This window comes from Brenneria roseae subsp. roseae (assembly GCF_003115845.1).
In the GTDB taxonomy this organism is placed as follows: domain Bacteria; phylum Pseudomonadota; class Gammaproteobacteria; order Enterobacterales; family Enterobacteriaceae; genus Brenneria; species Brenneria roseae.
The window spans coordinates 86,324-102,852 of record NZ_KZ819024.1; the positions used below are offsets into that span (position 1 = coordinate 86,324).

Consider the following 16,529-nt stretch of genomic DNA (forward strand, 5'->3'; position numbering starts at 1 on the left):
TCACAATTTACTGTGATAATTCCCCCTGAATTCATAATTATATGAGATATATCCCGGATAATTAACCTTCACGGACAGATTCACGCCCCGACAATACTCGCAAAGGAGTTAAGTAATGAAGCATTCGCTGGCGCTCAGCCTGCTCGCCATGCTGGTGACCTCCACCACTCATGCCGCCATCGTTGATTTACGGGTAATGGAAACCACCGATCTGCACAGCAATATGATGGATTTCGATTATTACAAGGATACCCCGACCGATAAATTCGGCCTGGTGCGTACTGCCAGCCTGATTCATGCGGCGCGCGAGCAGGCGACCAACAGCGTACTGGTGGATAATGGCGATCTTATTCAGGGTAGCCCGCTCGGGGATTACATGGCAGCCAAAGGGCTGAAAAAAAATGAAATCCATCCCGTCTATCAGGCGCTGAACACGCTTGATTACTCCGTAGGTAATATCGGCAACCACGAATTCAACTATGGTCTGGATTATCTGCATCAGGCATTGTCTGGTGCGAAATTCCCTTATGTGAATGCCAACGTACTCGATGCCAAAACAGGGAAACCGTGGTTTACCCCCTATCGGATCGAGAATAAATCCGTCCAGGATCGTGAAGGTAAATGGCATATTCTGCGTATCGGCTACATCGGTTTCGTTCCGCCGCAGATCATGGAGTGGGATAAAGCCAACCTTGCGGGGAAAGTTACCGTTGAAGACATTACGGAAAGCGCCAAAAAGTGGGTACCGGAAATGCGTAGGCAGGGCGCCGATCTGGTCATCGCTATTCCACACTCCGGGCTCTCTGCCGAACCTTATAAAGCCATGGCAGAAAACTCCGTCTATTATCTGAGCCAAATTCAGGGCATTGATGCCATTATGTTCGGCCATGCACACGCCGTGTTCCCCAGCACTGATTTTTCTGCCATCAAAGGGGCGGATATCAAGCAGGGTACGCTTAATGGCGTGCCCGCCGTCATGCCAGGACAATGGGGCGATCATCTTGGCGTGGTTGATTTTATTCTGAATAATGACAGTGGACAGTGGGTTGTCGAACAGGCGACGGCGGAAGCGCGCCCCATCTATGACAAGGCCCGGAAAAAATCGCTGGCGGCCGAAGATGCAAAGCTGGTCGACGTTCTATCGGATGCACACCAGAATACGCGTGATTTCGTCAGCAAACCGATTGGTAAATCAGCGGACAACATGTATAGCTATCTCTCGCTGATTCAGGATGATCCGACAGTACAGATCGTCAATAACGCTCAGCGCGCCTACGTCGAACATTTCATTCAGGGCGATCCCGATCTGGCCGATCTGCCGGTTCTGTCCGCCGCGGCGCCGTTTAAAGCCGGTGGTCGCAGAAATGATCCGGCCAGCTATGTCGAGGTAGAAAAAGGCCAGTTGACCTTCCGTAATGCCGCCGATTTGTATCTGTACCCCAATACGCTGGTAACGGTTAAAGTGAATGGGAAAGAGGTTCAGGAATGGCTGGAATGTTCCGCGGGCCAGTTCCGGCAGATCGATGTCAACAACAGCCAACCACAGTCTCTGCTCAACTGGGATGACTTCCGTACCTATAATTTTGATGTCATCGATGGCGTTGATTATCAAATTGATGTCACTCAGCCCGCACGCTATGACGGTGAGTGCGCCCTGATCGATGATAGTGCCCACCGCATCAAAAATCTGACGTTCAAAGGCAAACCCATCGATCCCAAAGCGACTTTCCTGATCGCCACCAATAACTACCGTGCTTACGGTGAAAAATTTGCCGGCACCGGGGAAAAACACGTGGCTTTTGCGTCTCCGGATGAAAACCGTTCTGTTCTGGCGGCCTACATCAGTGCTGAAAGCAAAAAATCAGGGGAAGTGAAACCGCAGGCGGATAATAACTGGCGGCTGGCGCCTATCACCAGCAACACGCCGTTAGATATCCGCGTTGAAACGTCGCCGTCTGACAAAGCCACCGCGTTTATTAAAGAAAAAGCGCAATACCCGATGACCGCCGTTGGCACTGACGACACCGGGTTTGCGGTCTATCGCATCGACCTGCAAAACAGCAGGCCATAAAACGCCAATACGGATGCAATAATCCTTTCAGGAAAGAATGAAGCCGCGCAGTTGCGTGGCTTCAGACCGTTGACAAACCTATTTACGGAATCAGAACGGTGATAATGGGATAGAAGAGTAAAGCGTCCGCGCCAGGGATGGCGCGGCCCGAGCTTACAGGGATGTACTTGCAGCGCCTTTACGATCTACCCATTATCACCGCCCATCGCGATCGTGTCGATTATCCCCCCGCTCGGGTCCCCGGGCCTGACGATAGTCCCGGTTATCCCGACGCGGACTGCGATCGTCAAAACGGCGGTGATCAAAACCTCTGGACTGATGCGCTCGCCACCAGCCTACATCGCGCCAACGCCAGCCGTCCCAATAGTAGCCATGACGGTTACGTTCCCCACGGTGATAGCCACGATGCTCATGCCACCAACGTTCGCTTCGCCAGTCATAACCATCCCAGTAGTAACCCCGGCGATCCCGATCGCCAATATTCAGCGTCACGCCGGGCATAAGATCAATGCTGACGCTGGCCGCTTCTGCCGCTGGCGTCATAGCAAACATTCCAACGAATAACGTACTGACTAACAGTGGCTTAAACATAGGGTAACTCCTTCCTTGCCGCTACTGCGGATTGGCAAAGATATACGGAGAATCATTCCCCTCCACTATCAGACAATCGCCCATTTGCCTGGTTTTACGCTTCTTAACGAATTGCTGACAGTACGATTCATCCATCCCCGGCGTTCCCTATTCATTAAAAAATCATCAATAGGCATTTTATTACCCGAGAGGAGGTCTCGCGCTAAATGCGGCATATGTCACCGGTGGACGTGGCTACGGTACTACCGCACACGGGACGGGGTTTCGCAGGGCCGCCTCATACCGTGGCAGCCCGGGGATATAAGCCGCTTAAGAGGCATTACTCAAATAAGCGCCTTCTTTTTACCGCATTGAGATTACAGAATCTCCAGCAGCTCAACTTCAAAAATCAACGCGCTGAACGGCGGAATAGAGGCACCAGCGCCACGTTCGCCATAGGCCAGATGGTGAGGGATATACAGTTCCCATTTCGAACCGACCGGCATCAGCGTCAAGGCTTCAATCCAGCCCGGGATCACGCCACTGACCGGGAATTCTGCTGGCTGACCGCGTTGAACGGAACTGTCAAACACGCTGCCGTCGATCAAACGGCCAGTATAGTGCACACGAACACGATCCTGACGCGCGGGGATTTCACCTTCACCCTGAGTCAGCACGCGGAATTGCAGACCAGATTCGGTACTGCTCACGCCCTCTTTCTGGGCATTCTCAGCCAGGAACTGCTGACCTTCTACCGCCATCGCCTGCTGGCGCTCACGGCGTACCGCATCAGCACGTTCGTGAATTTCACGCAGAGCACGATGAACCACATCCACTGGTACCGCTGGCGCATTGCCTTCCAGCGCATCGCGCAAACCAGCGACCAGGGCTTCCGGGATCAAACCTTCAAGACCAGATTCCTGTAGTTGTTGACCAACCTGTAAGCCGATGCCGTAACTTGCCTGCGCTTCGACGCTATCAAAAGAAGGGGTTGTCATGGATGTTCCTTTTAATCTGTAAAAAACCGAAAGCGCAGCATAACAGCGCCGGAGATTAGGGTAAAATCCTGTGTGCGGATCAATACGTGGTTCGTCAGTCAAACCGGGTAATCCTGGCCAGCTAACCTATACTAGTAAATCGAACGCTGTTGAATCGCCGTTACCTTAAGCATCAAAGAGTTAACTGGTCATCATCCAGTGGTTACCGATATACTAAATCGTGTTTTTATTTTTATACCGTTGCAAGAGAGGTCACCATGGGCAGAATTGCGCCCAGGAAGCGAAAAACAACCTGGGATTACCAAGCGCTATTACGCTTCTGCCAGCGTTTTATCCGTCGCGGCCCGGAACGCTCTGGCGAGGATGATCCAGAGAATCCTGCATCGCCAGCAACATCATCTGGCCAGCGGATTAAAGCGTCATTGAAAAAACTCTGGCATCTGCCCGACGGCTATCGCTGGATGGAGCCGCTTCCTCTCTTCCATCGCCGCTGGATTTTAATCGCTATCGGTTTACTACTGGTGATACTGCTGTGGCCCTATAGCCCCCCTCAGACATCGCCTCCTCCGCCATTTACCGTGCCGATAGAGCAAACCGACAACAGTGTGCCGATGCAGGCCGAAATCATTGAAAATCGGCCAGTGGCGGAACAACCTGATTCCCCGCCGCCACCACCCAGTACGGAAACAAACTGGCGCAGCTATCAAATCGTTGCCGGTCAAACGATGGCGCAGCTCTTTCGTGATAACAACCTGCCGGTTGGCGATGTTTTCGCGATGGCGCAGGTAGAAGGTCAGGATAAACCACTCAGTAACTTGCGGGCGGGACAGGAAGTAAAATTGCAGGTTAATACGCAAGGGATGGTGACGACGCTGGAAATCACGACGACGGATAATCAGACCGTTAGATTCACCCGTAACGACGATGGCACTTTTACGCGTATGCGCTAACGCCGATTTTTCTGCTCCAGAAATGCAAAACGCCGGCGCAAGGCCAGCGTTTTACGCGTTGTCAGCAAAAAGCGTTAATTACGCTTCAGCAACGACAACGACATTCAGCGTAGCGAACACATCGCTGTGTACCTGGAAGCTCACTTCGTGATCGCCCAGAGTACGCAGAACGCCGTTCGGCAGGCGAACTTCGCTCTTGGCGATTTCAACACCGGCCGCCGTTACCGCATCAGCGATATCACGGGTGCCGATAGAACCGAACAGTTTACCTTCGTCGCCGGCTTTAGACGCGATAGTAATCGTTGCCAGTTCAGTGATCTTGGCAGCGCGAGCTTCGGCAGCGGCCAGAACTTCAGCCAGTTTGGATTCCAGTTCAGCACGGCGTGCTTCGAAGAACTCAACGTTTTTCTTGGTTGCCGGCACGGCTTTGCCCTGCGGAACCAGGAAGTTACGGGCATAACCCGCTTTAACGTTTACCTGATCACCCAGGCTGCCCAGGTTTGCTACTTTATCAAGCAGAATAACTTGCATTACCTTATCCTCTCAAAGTCTCGTTAATGGACAGTGGCCGATTACTGATGACGATCAGTATACGGCAACAAAGACAAGTAACGCGCACGCTTGATAGCGCGGGCCAGCTGACGCTGGTATTTTGCACGAGTACCGGTGATACGGCTCGGAACAATCTTGCCGCTTTCAGTGATGTAATTTTTCAGCGTAGCGATGTCTTTATAGTCGATCTCTACAACGCCTTCCGCGGTGAAACGGCAGAACTTGCGACGACGGAAATAACGTGCCATTTGGCTAGTCTCCAGAATCTATCAATTCAATCTGCTCGGCATGTAACACCAGCTTGCTCAGGCCATTGCGTGCTTGATGGCAGCTAATAAACCCGTGCACGGTGAGTTGCGTGCCGACCGTTATACTGTGGGTAAATGCTTGTGACGTTGGTCCACTGACAATCACGGGCATACGACACCATGCTTGCCGGTTAAATCCGGCTTCCTCCTGCGTTGATTTGTGCTCAAGCACAAACTGACAGTGAGGAATACCCGAAGGACTGACTTTACGAATGGGGGTCTTACACACTGTGCCGGACAACACCAGACGATTGGTCGTCACCACAATTACTCTTCAGAATCCCCAGCATCTGCATCATCGCCGGCTTCTGCGAAATCTTCACGACGCTCACGGCGTTCGTCTTTCGCTTTAACCATCGGAGATGCTTCGGTTACCGCGTGTTTAACGCGCATAATCATGCTACGGATAACGGCGTCGTTGAAGCGGAAGTTTGTTTCCAGCTCATCGATCACTTCCTGCGGCGCTTCAACGTTCAGCAGAACGTAGTGAGCCTTGTGCAGTTTGTTGATCGGGTAAGCCAGTTGACGGCGGCCCCAGTCTTCCAGACGGTGGATCGTACCTTCCGCACCGGTGATAGCACCAGTGTAGCGTTCGATCATGCCCGGAACCTGTTCGCTTTGGTCAGGATGAACCATAAAAACGATTTCGTAATGACGCATCGAATTGCTCCTTACGGATTATTCAGCCTCCTGTCAGGGTCAACCGCGGCCCATGGAAGCAAGGAACGTGTGTATGTGTGCGGCTGAAAAAATGACGCGTAAGTATAGTGCCCCACCACGGCAATAGCAAGATGGCGTTTAGCTCACAACCCTGTTGCGAACGGAGGGCTTCAGTGACAGGCGAACCTGCCAAATTAATAAATATGAGATTGATGACAACATGCGATGAGCAGCGATAATGGACAGAGATCGTAAAGACGCTGCAAGTACATCCCTGTAAGCCTTGGCGCGGACGCTTCGCTCTTCTATCCCATTATCACCGTTCTGATTCCGTAAATAGACTTATTAACAGTCTGTAAATATAAGTTATTCACTTAATTAAAAAGCATAATTTATTATCATTAAAATAACAGACAACGCTCCTCTGAACTGCCATAAAAACACATTAACCAGCCGCCTAATTATTAATGATGCCCGGATTGTCGAATTAAGACTGTCAGCCCCGCATTCAATGACACAAAATGAAATGCCGCCGCAGGAAAGCGTGTCCTTTAAATACGCGAGTATAGAATGGGAACACTGCAAAGCGGGCACCAGCGCCTATTGTTTATGGTGATATGATGCCAACCATGGATCTGGAAAGAAAAATAACCCAACTGAACCGGCTGACGGATGAGCTGGCGTTGCTTTATATCCACGGCTATGAGGCCCGCCGGGGGTTTCTGAAAGAAATCGCCGTGTTAACCAGCCAGCTAAGACAGGATGTGCTTAACTCTTGTTTAACGGAAAATGGAGCTATCCGTTTACTCGATAAAGAAATAAACAATCTGCAAAAACAGAAATTTGATTTGTCGACGCAAAAGATGATGCAGTATTATATTTTTGAAAAAGAGAGGGAAGATCGCCGACTTAACATCATATTGAAACAGGTTGGCTTTGTCGGCGGGGGAACACAAGTAGTGGCCGGTATTGCAACCTGTACCGCTTCGCTGGGCTATCTTTGTGCCGGATTCGGATCATTAAATGTCTCCCACGGCTTAAATAATCTGTATGAGAACGGCTATTACCTGCTGTTTAGAGAAAACCGGTCAGGCTGGACAAGGGATGCCTATAGAGCGATAGCCAAATCAATAGGCCAAAGCGGAAATCATGCTGATTTAGCCTACACCAGCGTCGATTTAGGGATTTCCGTTTATGGGTTATCCCGAAATGTAGTAAGAGAGGATACTTTCCGGCTTTTCAGATATATTAATAGTGATTTTGTTCGCGGATGGAAAACCATGGGTCCAGTACCTTTAGTCGCTGAAATTTTTGTTGACGCATCAACAATCAATGGAATTTACACATTATACAAAAATGAATGATATCATTATTTACTCATATGTCTGGCCTGTCTATGTATATATAGTTGCATCCATAATTTTCTTTTTTTTATTTTACAAAAGCAGAGTGATTTTAATCATACTCGGCTGTTTCCATATGACCGTTTTCAGATATGGTTTAAAAAACGCACCTTTTTTCACACTTCTCGACATCCCTATAAACTCAAGCATAAGCATTAACTATTTATCCTTATTCTTTTGCGGCGTATGTTTATTTCTTTATTATTTAGAAAACAAGAGAAATCTTTAACCTCTTTTATTCTGGCAGAACCTTCCTGCCAGAATCCGGTTTCAATAACACACTACGATTGTTCTAACAGATGCTGCTGAAAAAAGTCCGTTCCCGCCAGCAAAGCGGAGGGGGTAATACGATGCCCGACGCCCGCTTCGGTCAGATAGAGCAGCTTCCGATCCTGCCGGCTTGCGTGCAATGCACGATAGAGACGGGCGCTTTCCTCCGCCGGCACCACCTCATCCGCCTCACCGTGCCACACCAGTAAAGGCCGGTCGGACAAGGCCGTCAGCCGGGAGGAAACATCATAGTCGGCCAGCGTGGCTGACAGTTGCCGTAATACTTCCCCGGCCCCCTCTTCTCCAGCCACTACCGGTGGAAACAGCGTGCGCGACAGCGTTGAAAAATAGCCCGACCCCATAAACGCGGCCACCGCAGAAATCCAGGGATAACGCGCCATGCAACCCAACGCGCTCATCCCGCCCAGCGAAGCGCCGCACACGCCAATACGTTCTCCGGCAATCAGACCGCGCCGCCGGTATTCATCCACATAGCCGGGCAGTTCTTTGATATTTGACTGCAAGATATCCCAGAAATGGCGCAACCGATGGGCTTCATCACCGTCATAGCGGGCGCCGTGCATCAGGGCATCCGGCAGGATCACGCGGAACCCCGCTTTCGCCAACGCATAGCCAAAATAGGAGTACACCTCTTTTGAAGAGGTATAACCATGAAAGAAAAAAATCGTAGGTAATGCCGCTTCACGTTTACCCGCCGGAACTGCATGAATCGCTTCAATGCCGCTATTGATCATATCGACCGACATTTCAACCATCGTCTCCCCCTGGTTTCTGCTCATGTCGCTAAATCCTGTGCCCCCTGCACGCAGGCGCACTGACGACAAACCAACGCCACGATACCTGGACTATGGCTTATCTCAAAATGCCGCTTCCGGCAACCTACTGACATCATTGCTCATTTCACAAAAATAGAAAAATAACATTGATTGAAATCAATTACCGAAATGGATATTTACACACCGGCATTAAATTTTTTTCATTTAATGCCGTTAGAACTTTTGTAACAAGACTAAAAAAACAACCTTTTTAGAAGAGATCAATTATGTTGGGATTTTCCTTTAAACGCTGGGGCCTGGGCATCAAGTTATCTGTCATCGCTTCACTAAGCGTGGCGATCTTGTTTATTGCTTTTACACTTTCACTCACTCGTTCCGCGGGTGAACAACTTAAATCGCTAACGCTCAGCGACATGCAAAGCCAGGTCTCGGGCGTGACCGATATGATAAGCATGTATGACACGGGGCTTCAGGCGGAAGTCAGTAATTATTCCCGTCTGTTTGCCAGCTTTTTACCGACGCGGTTTACGCTGGATACGGCTAACCGTACTGCTTTCGACAATACCGATATGCCAACGCTTAGAGCCGGGGATACGGTATTAAATCTGAATACCATTGTGCCGGACGATTTTCTCAGTCGCACCAGTGCTATTTCTACCATTTTCGCGCGTGACAGCGACGATTTCATTCGCATCACCACCTCACTGAAAAAAGAAGATGGTTCCCGGGCCATCGGCACAAAACTCGACCGGGACAACCCGGCTTACAGCCTAATCATCAAGGGAGAAAGCTACAGCGGGCTGGCCACGCTGTTCGGTAAACAGTACATCACGCAATATCAGCCAATACTCGATAGTGAAGGAAAAATCATCGGTATTCTGTTTGTGGGTGTCGATATCACCCAGCAGTTCACCATCATGCAACAGCGGATTCTGGATAAGAAAATCGGTGAAAACGGCCACTTTTTTGTCATTAACACCAAAAAGGGCAAGGACGCAGGCAATTACCTCTATCACAAAAGTAATGCCAATCAACGTCCAGACTGGTCAGAAGGTACGCTGGATCAGATTTTGACAACGGAAAGCGGCACACTCGAGTATGAAGACAATACCCTGCCAGAGCAGGAAAAAATGCAGGTTATGGTGTATCAAAGTATCCCTCAGTGGAACTGGGCCGTAATCGGCACCACCAGTAAAGAAAGCCTGCTGGCCGAAGTCAATCATACCCGGAATCTGTTTCTCTTTGGCGGTATCGCGCTGGTAGCCCTGTTTGCCGCCTTCTTTGTTCTTCTGACGCGCAAATGGCTCAGCCGTCCACTGCTTGAAGTCGTTGGCGTTGCTGAACAGTTTGCCGCGGGTAATCTTCAGGCAACATTGCTGACGCAGCGCGAAGATGAAGTCGGCCGTTTGATCGATGCGATTAATGGTATCGGGCAGGGCCTGACCACCATCGTCGCGCAGGTCAGAAACTCCGCCGGGGAAATTAGCGCAGGGACGGACGCGCTGGCGGCCGACAGCGAAAACATCAGCGAACAGATCGCCCGTCAGGCGAGCAGCGTAGAAGAAACCTCTGCCAGTATGGAGCAGTTGTCCGCCGCCGTTAAACAGAACGCGGATAATGTTTCCGCAGTTAAAGATCTGGCCGGGCAAAGCGCCGCCGCCGCACAGAGCGGTAGCCAGACCGTCACCGATTCGGTCACGACGATGAGCGATATCAAAAACTCATCCCAACGCATTGCTGATATCACCACCGTGATTGAATCCATCGCTTTCCAGACGAATATACTGGCGTTGAACGCGGCGGTTGAAGCGGCGCGCGCCGGCGAACATGGAAAAGGCTTTGCGGTTGTCGCCGCAGAAGTGCGGGCGCTGGCGCAACGTACCTCCACGGCGGTTAAAGAGATTGAGACATTGATTTCAGAATCGCTGGCAAAAATCGAAGCCGGTTATCATTTTTCCGAGAAAACACAGGCGGTCATGGATGATTTGCGTAACCGTATTCAGCAGGTCAGCACCATCGTTAACGACATTGATATCGCGTCACGCGAGCAATCCGCCGGTATCGGTCAGGTCAATATTGCCATTGTGCAGATTGGTCAGGCGACACAGGAAAACACTATTCTGGTCAGCAACTCGGAACAAACCGCGCACGTCTTGCGTCAGAAAGGTCATCACCTGAGCGAACTGGTCAGCGTTTTTCGTATTCAGGAATAAAGGTTCAGCTCATCCGCAGCGGCCGATCCGCTCACGCGCGTCGGCCCGCGTTATTTCACGCTCCCCTGTCGGAACGTGGCTGATAGCGCTACATTAGTACAAATCGTTATCTCTCAGGTTCAAACCGATGAACAAAGCACACCTTCTCTTACTGCCGCTGTTTATACTCATGCTGCCCGCCTGCCAGGTGTTACAGGGAAAACCTGAACCCGCGCCCGCGCCGGCTGACCACGCCATTGAAATCAGGCATACTCAGTCCCGCTCGCTGGAAAAGACCGGTGCGATCTCTGTCACCGTATACGGTAGTCCGGATGACGCTGAACGGGCTATTCAGCAAAAAGCCAATGCCTACGGCGCCCATTACTATGTGATTGTCACGAAAACAGAAGAGAATGCCCGGCCCGGCGTCTGGTATGCGCGGGCCGTGTTGTATCGTTGAGGGGTCTTTCTCACCAGAGTAAGAGAATAATCACACCCAGGCGATGATCCTGACGGTGCCGACGTGCGTTTCGCCGATTATCAGCCGCGCTGACGCACCGCTTCAAACAGGCACACGCCCGTGGCTACCGACACGTTCAGTGATGATACGCTGCCCGCCATCGGGATACTGATCAACTCATCGCAGTGTTCGCGGGTCAGACGGCGCATACCATCGCCTTCAGCCCCCATCACCAGCGCCATCGGCCCTGTCAGCTTGCTTTGGTACAGCGTATGATCGGCTTCGCCTGCGGTCCCCACAATCCAGATATTGTGTTCCTGCAACAGCCGCAGCGTGCGGGCCAGGTTGGTAACGCTAATGAGCGGGACGTTTTCCGCCGCGCCACAGGCCACCTTCTTCACCGTTGCATTCATCTGTGCCGAACGATCGCGTGGCACGATGACCGCATGTACCCCCGCGGCATCGGCATTACGCAAACAGGCGCCGAGGTTATGCGGATCGGTCACGCCGTCCAGCACCAGTAAAAAAGGCGTGTCCAGATTCTCCAGCAGCGCCGGCAGGTCATTCTCCTGATACTTTCGCCCTTCTTTGACTTTGGCGACAATTCCCTGATGAACCGCCCCCTCGGCCTGACTATCCAGCCACTGACGGTTAGCCAACTGAATCACCATACCTTGCGCTTCCAGTTCGGCAATCACAGGTTGCAGGCGACGATCGTCTCGTCCTTTTAGAATAAAGACTTCCAGAAAGCGCTGGGGATCTCGCGCTAATAACGCTTTAACAGCATGAATACCGTAAATAATTTCGCTCATTGATACTCTTCAGATTAATCATGAACGGCACGATTCACCGTACCGTTCGGTCAAGCATTCAAACGCCAAAACAACCGCACGGTCTGGCGACGCCGTCATCAGACCGTGATTTGCCTTACTCTACAGACTTTTTCCTGGCGCGTTTGGCTTTGGTTGCCGCGGCAATCTTACGCGTTTTTTCAGCGTTCTTTTTCGCTTTATCCGCGTTCTTTTTAGGCTTCGCATTCGCCGGTTTGGCCTTGCGTTCACCTTCCTTACGGAAAGCGGCGTCAGGCTCGAAATTAGCCGGAGATCTGGCGGCGTTGCGACGGCGGCGACTCGGTTTCGCTTCCCGATTATCCGGCTTCTTGGCCCGATCGCGGGCGGTTTTACCTTCACCTCGCGGTTTGCGCGTGCTCGATACCAGTGCAAAATCAATGTTGCGCTCATCCATATGGACCGCCTCAACACGAATTTCCACTTCATCGCCCAAACGGTAAACCTGACCGCGAGACTCGCCGATCAAACGCTGGCCGATATTATCGTAACGATAATAGTCATTATCCAGTGTGGAAACGTGCACCAGTCCATCGATAAACAGATCGTTCAGGCGCACAAAGAAGCCAAAACCGGTAACGCTGGCGATAATCCCCGTAAACACTTCACCCACATGATCCTGCATGAAATCGCACTTCAGCCAGTCCGCCACGTCACGCGTCGCTTCATCAGCCCGGCGTTCGGTCATTGAACAATGCATGCCCAGTTGCAGCATTTCATTCATATCGCTGTGCCAGCCGCCGCTCGGCGTCCAGCGCGTCTTACGGTCGCTCAGCAGATATTTGATGGCGCGGTGCAACGACAGGTCGGGATAACGGCGGATAGGCGACGTGAAATGCCCATAAGAGGTTAAAGCCAGCCCGAAATGCCCACGGTTTTCCGGATCGTAAACCGCCTGCTTCATGGAACGCAGCAGCATGGTCTGCAACATTTCATGGTCGGGGCGATCGGCGATCTCCACCATCAGTTCAGCATAATCTTTCGGCTGTGGCTTCATGCCGCCTTTCAGCGTCAGGCCCAGTTCCCCCAGAACGCTGCGCAACGCCAGCACATGATCTTCGCTCGGCCGATCGTGAACGCGGAACAGCGCCGGCTCTTCATTTTTCTCCACAAATCTTGCCGCAGCGATATTTGCCAGAATCATGCATTCTTCAATCAGCTTGTGCGCATCATTACGCACCACCGATTCAACACGTTCAATCCGGCGCTCAGCGTTGAAAATAAATTTCGCCTCTTCCGTTTCAAACGCGATGCCGCCACGCTCTTCTCGGGCGTGCTCCAGCACCTTGTACATCTTGTGCAGTTCCTCCAGTCCGCCCACCAGCGGCTTATAGTGCTCGCGCAGTTCGGCGTCACCCTGAAGAATACTCCACACTTTGGTATAGGTCAGACGGGCGTGTGAACTCATCACCGCTTCGTAGAACTTGTACGACGTCAGTCTGCCCTGCGCCGATACGGTCATTTCGCAGACCATACACAGGCGATCCACCTGCGGGTTGAGCGAACAGAGGCCGTTGGACAGCACTTCCGGCAGCATGGGGACGACCTGCGACGGGAAATAGACCGAGGTTCCACGCGCCCGCGCTTCGTGATCCAGCGGCGTATTCGGACGCACATAGTAGCTGACATCGGCAATCGCCACCCAAAGACGCCAGCCGCCGCCGCGTTTCCTCTCGCAATAAACCGCATCGTCGAAATCGCGCGCATCTTCACCGTCAATCGTCACCAGCGGCAGTTTACGTAAATCCACGCGGCCTTTCTTCGCTTCCTCAGGCACGTTTTCGGCGAGATCTTTGACCTGCTCTTCCACTTTCGGCGGCCAGGTATGCGGAATATCATGAGTCCGCAGCGCGATATCGACCGCCAGCCCGGTCCCCATGTTATCGCCGAGGATCTCGACAATCTTCCCGACCGCTTTGGTACGTCGGGTCGCACGCTGGGTCAGTTCCACGACAACGACAAATCCCATCCGGGCGCCGTTGATCTCTTCTTTCGGGATCAGAATATCAAAACTTAACCGGCTGTCGTCCGGAACGACGAACCCGACGCCGGCATCAACGAAGTAACGCCCGACAATCTGCCCGGTGCGCGGTTCAAGGACACGCACGATGCGGCCTTCACGACGACCTTTACGATCGGCGGCCAATGGCTGAGCCAGCACCACGTCTCCATGAATGGCGCGTTTCATTTCCTCTGCGGACAGGTACAGGTCATCTTTGCGTCCCTCGACGCGCAGGAAGCCAAAACCGTCGCGATGGCCGATTACCGTACCGCGCAGCAGGTCCAGCTTTTCTGGCAGCGCATAGCATTGACGACGGGTAAACACCAACTGCCCATCGCGCTCCATCGCACGCAGGCGACGACGCAACGCTTCAAGCGCGTCTTCACCCGTTAATTGTAAATCGGCAGCCAGCTCTTCGCGGCCGATCGGGGTATCCCGTTTGGCAATATGCGCCAGTATAAATTCACGACTCGGGATGGGGGATTCGTATTTTTCTGCTTCGCGTTCCAGGAATGGATCTTGTGACATTGCGGTTCCTCCGTTGTCATCAGCAGGAGGCTGAACATAACTCATTCAACCAACAACAATTTGTAAAGCGGTGGGTTTTCTTTGACCATATCAGCCAACGTGTATTGATCGAGCTCCTGCAAGAAATTTTGTACTGCCTGCTGGAGTACCTGTTTTAGTCGGCAAGCCGGAGTGATATGACAGAAATCGATACTACAGTTAACCAACGAAAGCGGTTCCAGCTCACGCACCACATCACCAATCCGGATTGAATCTGCCGGTTTTCCCAATCGAATCCCGCCATTTTTTCCACGCACGGCCATAACAAATCCCGCACGACTAAGTTGATTGATAATTTTGACCATATGATTACGCGACACGCCATACACTTCCGTCACTTCCGAAATGCTGGTCATTTTTCCGCCGGGTAAAGACGCCATATAAATCAGCGCCCGCAAGCCATAGTCCGTGAAACTTGTTAACTGCACATAAACCTCGGATACCTCTGGGTATCATTGACCGACGACCTGAAGCCGTCCCAAAGAAATAGATCAAGCGACTTATCGGTAAACTGCCTGACATTTCCGATATATTTTAAGGCAAGAGGCAACAACAGAACACGCCAAACCGACATGGCAGGCGAAGCCTGGGTGTGAAGCCATCCCACCGTAACGTGAAAGATACGGATATATAAGTAGATAATAAACCAGCAACAAACACTACGGCTAATTATTTAGCCGCAGCCGCGGTATATCTTCAGAGACACGGCGTGAAGCGCTGCTCAAAAGCCACGAATCAGAACTTTTTGACAGCTATCTGCAATTTTTGCATGGCGTAATACAGCTGGCGGGGGGTGAGATTTAATAAACGCGCCGCTTTGGCTTTGACCCAGCCGCTTTTTTCCAACGCGGCGATAATGCGATGGCGGATCTCATCGCTGGGATCGCAACCGCTGGGGGTATCCATCACGGACATGGAGATATGCGGCAGCGTGGCGCAAGGCTGCCAGTGCGGGAGGGGATTCGTCATGGCAAAAGGCATCGCTGGCGAATCCGTCTGCGTTTGCGCATAACTGCCAATCTTCAGATTCAACTGCTGCCGAAGACAGCGTTCAGACAGGCAGGGAAGCTGTTTAATCACCTCCCCGTCACGATGCAGCGCCGCATATTCCAGACAATTTTCCAAATCGCGAACATTTGCCGGCCAGGCGCACAGGTACAACGGCGAACGCGCCTCTTCCGTCATGGAAACATTCAGGTGGTTGACCCGGTTGAAGCGCTCAAAAAAATAGTCGACCAGCCCCGGAATATCCTCATGACGATCGCGCAATGCCGGCAGAACAATGGTCGCGACATGTAATCGGTAATAGAGTTCAGGCAGAAAATCGCCGTTTGCCACACGCTGTTCAAGATTCAGCTCCGTTGCGCAAATCACCCGCATTTTGCATGGCAACGCCTGGTTACCCGACAGCGGAATATACTCTTTTTCCTGCAATAGACGCAGCAAACACTTTTGCAAACGCAGCGAAAAAAAACCGATCTCACTCAAAAACAGCGTACCGTTGTTCACCTCCGCAATCGCCCCGGAATGGGGGTTGTCGCGCGCGTCACTTCCCAGTAACGCCAGCATCATTTGTTCATCGGACGTGTAATCGCAGCTCACTTTGATAAAAGCGCGGCGAGCGCACGGCGATTGGGCATGTATGGCTCTGGCGATAACATCTTTACCGGTGCCGGGCTCTCCACGCAGCAGCACCGGCGATAACGTGGGCGCAAAGCGCGCCACCTTTTCCATTACGCGTTTCATGGCAAAAGAGTGGGTGATGATATGGTTGATATCATGCTGCGAATGCGCTTTCTTCTTTACACCTTTACGCCCGGCGCCAACCGGCGTGGCGGGAAGCGCCGTGCCGATGCCGGCGGGTTTCGTGTTATCCATACG

The 16,529-nt window shown here is 51.9% G+C and carries 16 protein-coding genes and 1 pseudogene; 6 read left to right on the forward strand and 11 right to left on the reverse strand.

Going from position 1 to position 16,529, the window contains the following annotated elements; all coding sequences use genetic code 11:
- Positions 1-115 precede the first annotated feature (115 nt).
- Positions 116-2,071 (forward strand): bifunctional 2',3'-cyclic-nucleotide 2'-phosphodiesterase/3'-nucleotidase, encoded by a 1,956-nt coding sequence (locus DDT52_RS04705; protein WP_136155344.1) that lies wholly within the window; start codon positions 116-118, stop codon positions 2,069-2,071.
- A gap of 195 nt (positions 2,072-2,266) precedes the next feature.
- Here the strand turns inward: DDT52_RS04705 and DDT52_RS04710 are convergent, their stop codons facing one another.
- Together DDT52_RS04710 and bamJ are read right to left on the reverse strand one after the other, a co-directional pair.
- Positions 2,267-2,662 (reverse strand): DUF2502 domain-containing protein, encoded by a 396-nt coding sequence (locus DDT52_RS04710; RefSeq protein ID WP_136155345.1) that lies wholly within the window; start codon positions 2,660-2,662, stop codon positions 2,267-2,269.
- Positions 2,663-3,018: 356 nt separating this feature from the next.
- On the reverse strand, positions 3,019-3,639 hold the full coding sequence (gene bamJ / locus DDT52_RS04715) for a BamJ family beta-barrel-assembly machinery protein (protein ID WP_109052590.1): 621 nt from the start codon (positions 3,637-3,639) through the stop codon (positions 3,019-3,021).
- A 257-nt stretch (positions 3,640-3,896) separates the two neighbouring features.
- Between bamJ and DDT52_RS04720 the strand changes: the two genes are divergently transcribed.
- The gene (locus DDT52_RS04720; RefSeq protein WP_136155346.1) at positions 3,897-4,589 is read left to right on the forward strand and encodes an OapA family protein; all 693 of its coding nucleotides are present in this window, start codon (positions 3,897-3,899) and stop codon (positions 4,587-4,589) included.
- 78 nt (positions 4,590-4,667) lie between these two features.
- Here DDT52_RS04720 and rplI read toward each other — a convergent pair whose 3' ends face one another.
- The 4 genes from rplI to rpsF are packed head-to-tail and all read right to left on the reverse strand — an operon-like array spanning position 4,668 to position 6,109.
- Positions 4,668-5,120, reverse strand: a complete 453-nt coding sequence (gene rplI, locus DDT52_RS04725) for a 50S ribosomal protein L9 (RefSeq protein ID WP_136155347.1) — start codon at positions 5,118-5,120, stop codon at positions 4,668-4,670.
- 41 nt (positions 5,121-5,161) lie between these two features.
- Positions 5,162-5,389: a 30S ribosomal protein S18 gene (rpsR, locus tag DDT52_RS04730; RefSeq protein WP_005974788.1), complete on the reverse strand. Its 228-nt coding sequence runs from the start codon at positions 5,387-5,389 to the stop codon at positions 5,162-5,164.
- A 4-nt stretch (positions 5,390-5,393) separates the two neighbouring features.
- Positions 5,394-5,714 (reverse strand): primosomal replication protein N, encoded by a 321-nt coding sequence (priB, locus tag DDT52_RS04735; RefSeq protein ID WP_109052587.1) that lies wholly within the window; start codon positions 5,712-5,714, stop codon positions 5,394-5,396.
- A 2-nt stretch (positions 5,715-5,716) separates the two neighbouring features.
- Positions 5,717-6,109, reverse strand: a complete 393-nt coding sequence (gene rpsF, locus DDT52_RS04740) for a 30S ribosomal protein S6 (RefSeq protein ID WP_109052586.1) — start codon at positions 6,107-6,109, stop codon at positions 5,717-5,719.
- 529 nt (positions 6,110-6,638) lie between these two features.
- Here rpsF and DDT52_RS21450 point away from each other — a divergent pair.
- Positions 6,639-6,725, forward strand: a pseudogene (locus tag DDT52_RS21450) (Hcp family type VI secretion system effector); the annotation flags it as partial.
- A 13-nt stretch (positions 6,726-6,738) separates the two neighbouring features.
- Positions 6,739-7,473 (forward strand): DUF4225 domain-containing protein, encoded by a 735-nt coding sequence (locus tag DDT52_RS04745; protein WP_136155348.1) that lies wholly within the window; start codon positions 6,739-6,741, stop codon positions 7,471-7,473.
- 320 nt (positions 7,474-7,793) lie between these two features.
- Here the strand turns inward: DDT52_RS04745 and yjfP are convergent, their stop codons facing one another.
- The gene (yjfP, locus tag DDT52_RS04750) at positions 7,794-8,558 is read right to left on the reverse strand and encodes an esterase (protein ID WP_136155567.1); all 765 of its coding nucleotides are present in this window, start codon (positions 8,556-8,558) and stop codon (positions 7,794-7,796) included.
- A 287-nt stretch (positions 8,559-8,845) separates the two neighbouring features.
- Here yjfP and DDT52_RS04755 point away from each other — a divergent pair, with 287 nt between their 5' ends.
- Both DDT52_RS04755 and bsmA read left to right on the forward strand, forming a co-directional pair.
- Positions 8,846-10,792: a methyl-accepting chemotaxis protein gene (locus DDT52_RS04755; RefSeq protein ID WP_136155349.1), complete on the forward strand. Its 1,947-nt coding sequence runs from the start codon at positions 8,846-8,848 to the stop codon at positions 10,790-10,792.
- 127 nt (positions 10,793-10,919) lie between these two features.
- Positions 10,920-11,231 (forward strand): biofilm peroxide resistance protein BsmA, encoded by a 312-nt coding sequence (gene bsmA / locus DDT52_RS04760; RefSeq protein WP_136155350.1) that lies wholly within the window; start codon positions 10,920-10,922, stop codon positions 11,229-11,231.
- Positions 11,232-11,311: 80 nt separating this feature from the next.
- On the opposite strand, the gene rlmB is transcribed toward bsmA, so the two are convergent.
- The 4 genes from rlmB to DDT52_RS21030 form a co-directional block, all read right to left on the reverse strand.
- Positions 11,312-12,043: a 23S rRNA (guanosine(2251)-2'-O)-methyltransferase RlmB gene (rlmB, locus tag DDT52_RS04765; protein WP_109052582.1), complete on the reverse strand. Its 732-nt coding sequence runs from the start codon at positions 12,041-12,043 to the stop codon at positions 11,312-11,314.
- A 115-nt stretch (positions 12,044-12,158) separates the two neighbouring features.
- The gene (rnr, locus tag DDT52_RS04770; protein ID WP_136155351.1) at positions 12,159-14,609 is read right to left on the reverse strand and encodes a ribonuclease R; all 2,451 of its coding nucleotides are present in this window, start codon (positions 14,607-14,609) and stop codon (positions 12,159-12,161) included.
- 41 nt (positions 14,610-14,650) lie between these two features.
- Positions 14,651-15,076: a nitric oxide-sensing transcriptional repressor NsrR gene (nsrR, locus tag DDT52_RS04775; RefSeq protein WP_136155352.1), complete on the reverse strand. Its 426-nt coding sequence runs from the start codon at positions 15,074-15,076 to the stop codon at positions 14,651-14,653.
- Positions 15,077-15,383: 307 nt separating this feature from the next.
- The gene (locus DDT52_RS21030) at positions 15,384-16,526 is read right to left on the reverse strand and encodes a sigma 54-interacting transcriptional regulator (protein WP_210732674.1); all 1,143 of its coding nucleotides are present in this window, start codon (positions 16,524-16,526) and stop codon (positions 15,384-15,386) included.
- Between the last annotated feature and the right edge of the window lie 3 nt (positions 16,527-16,529).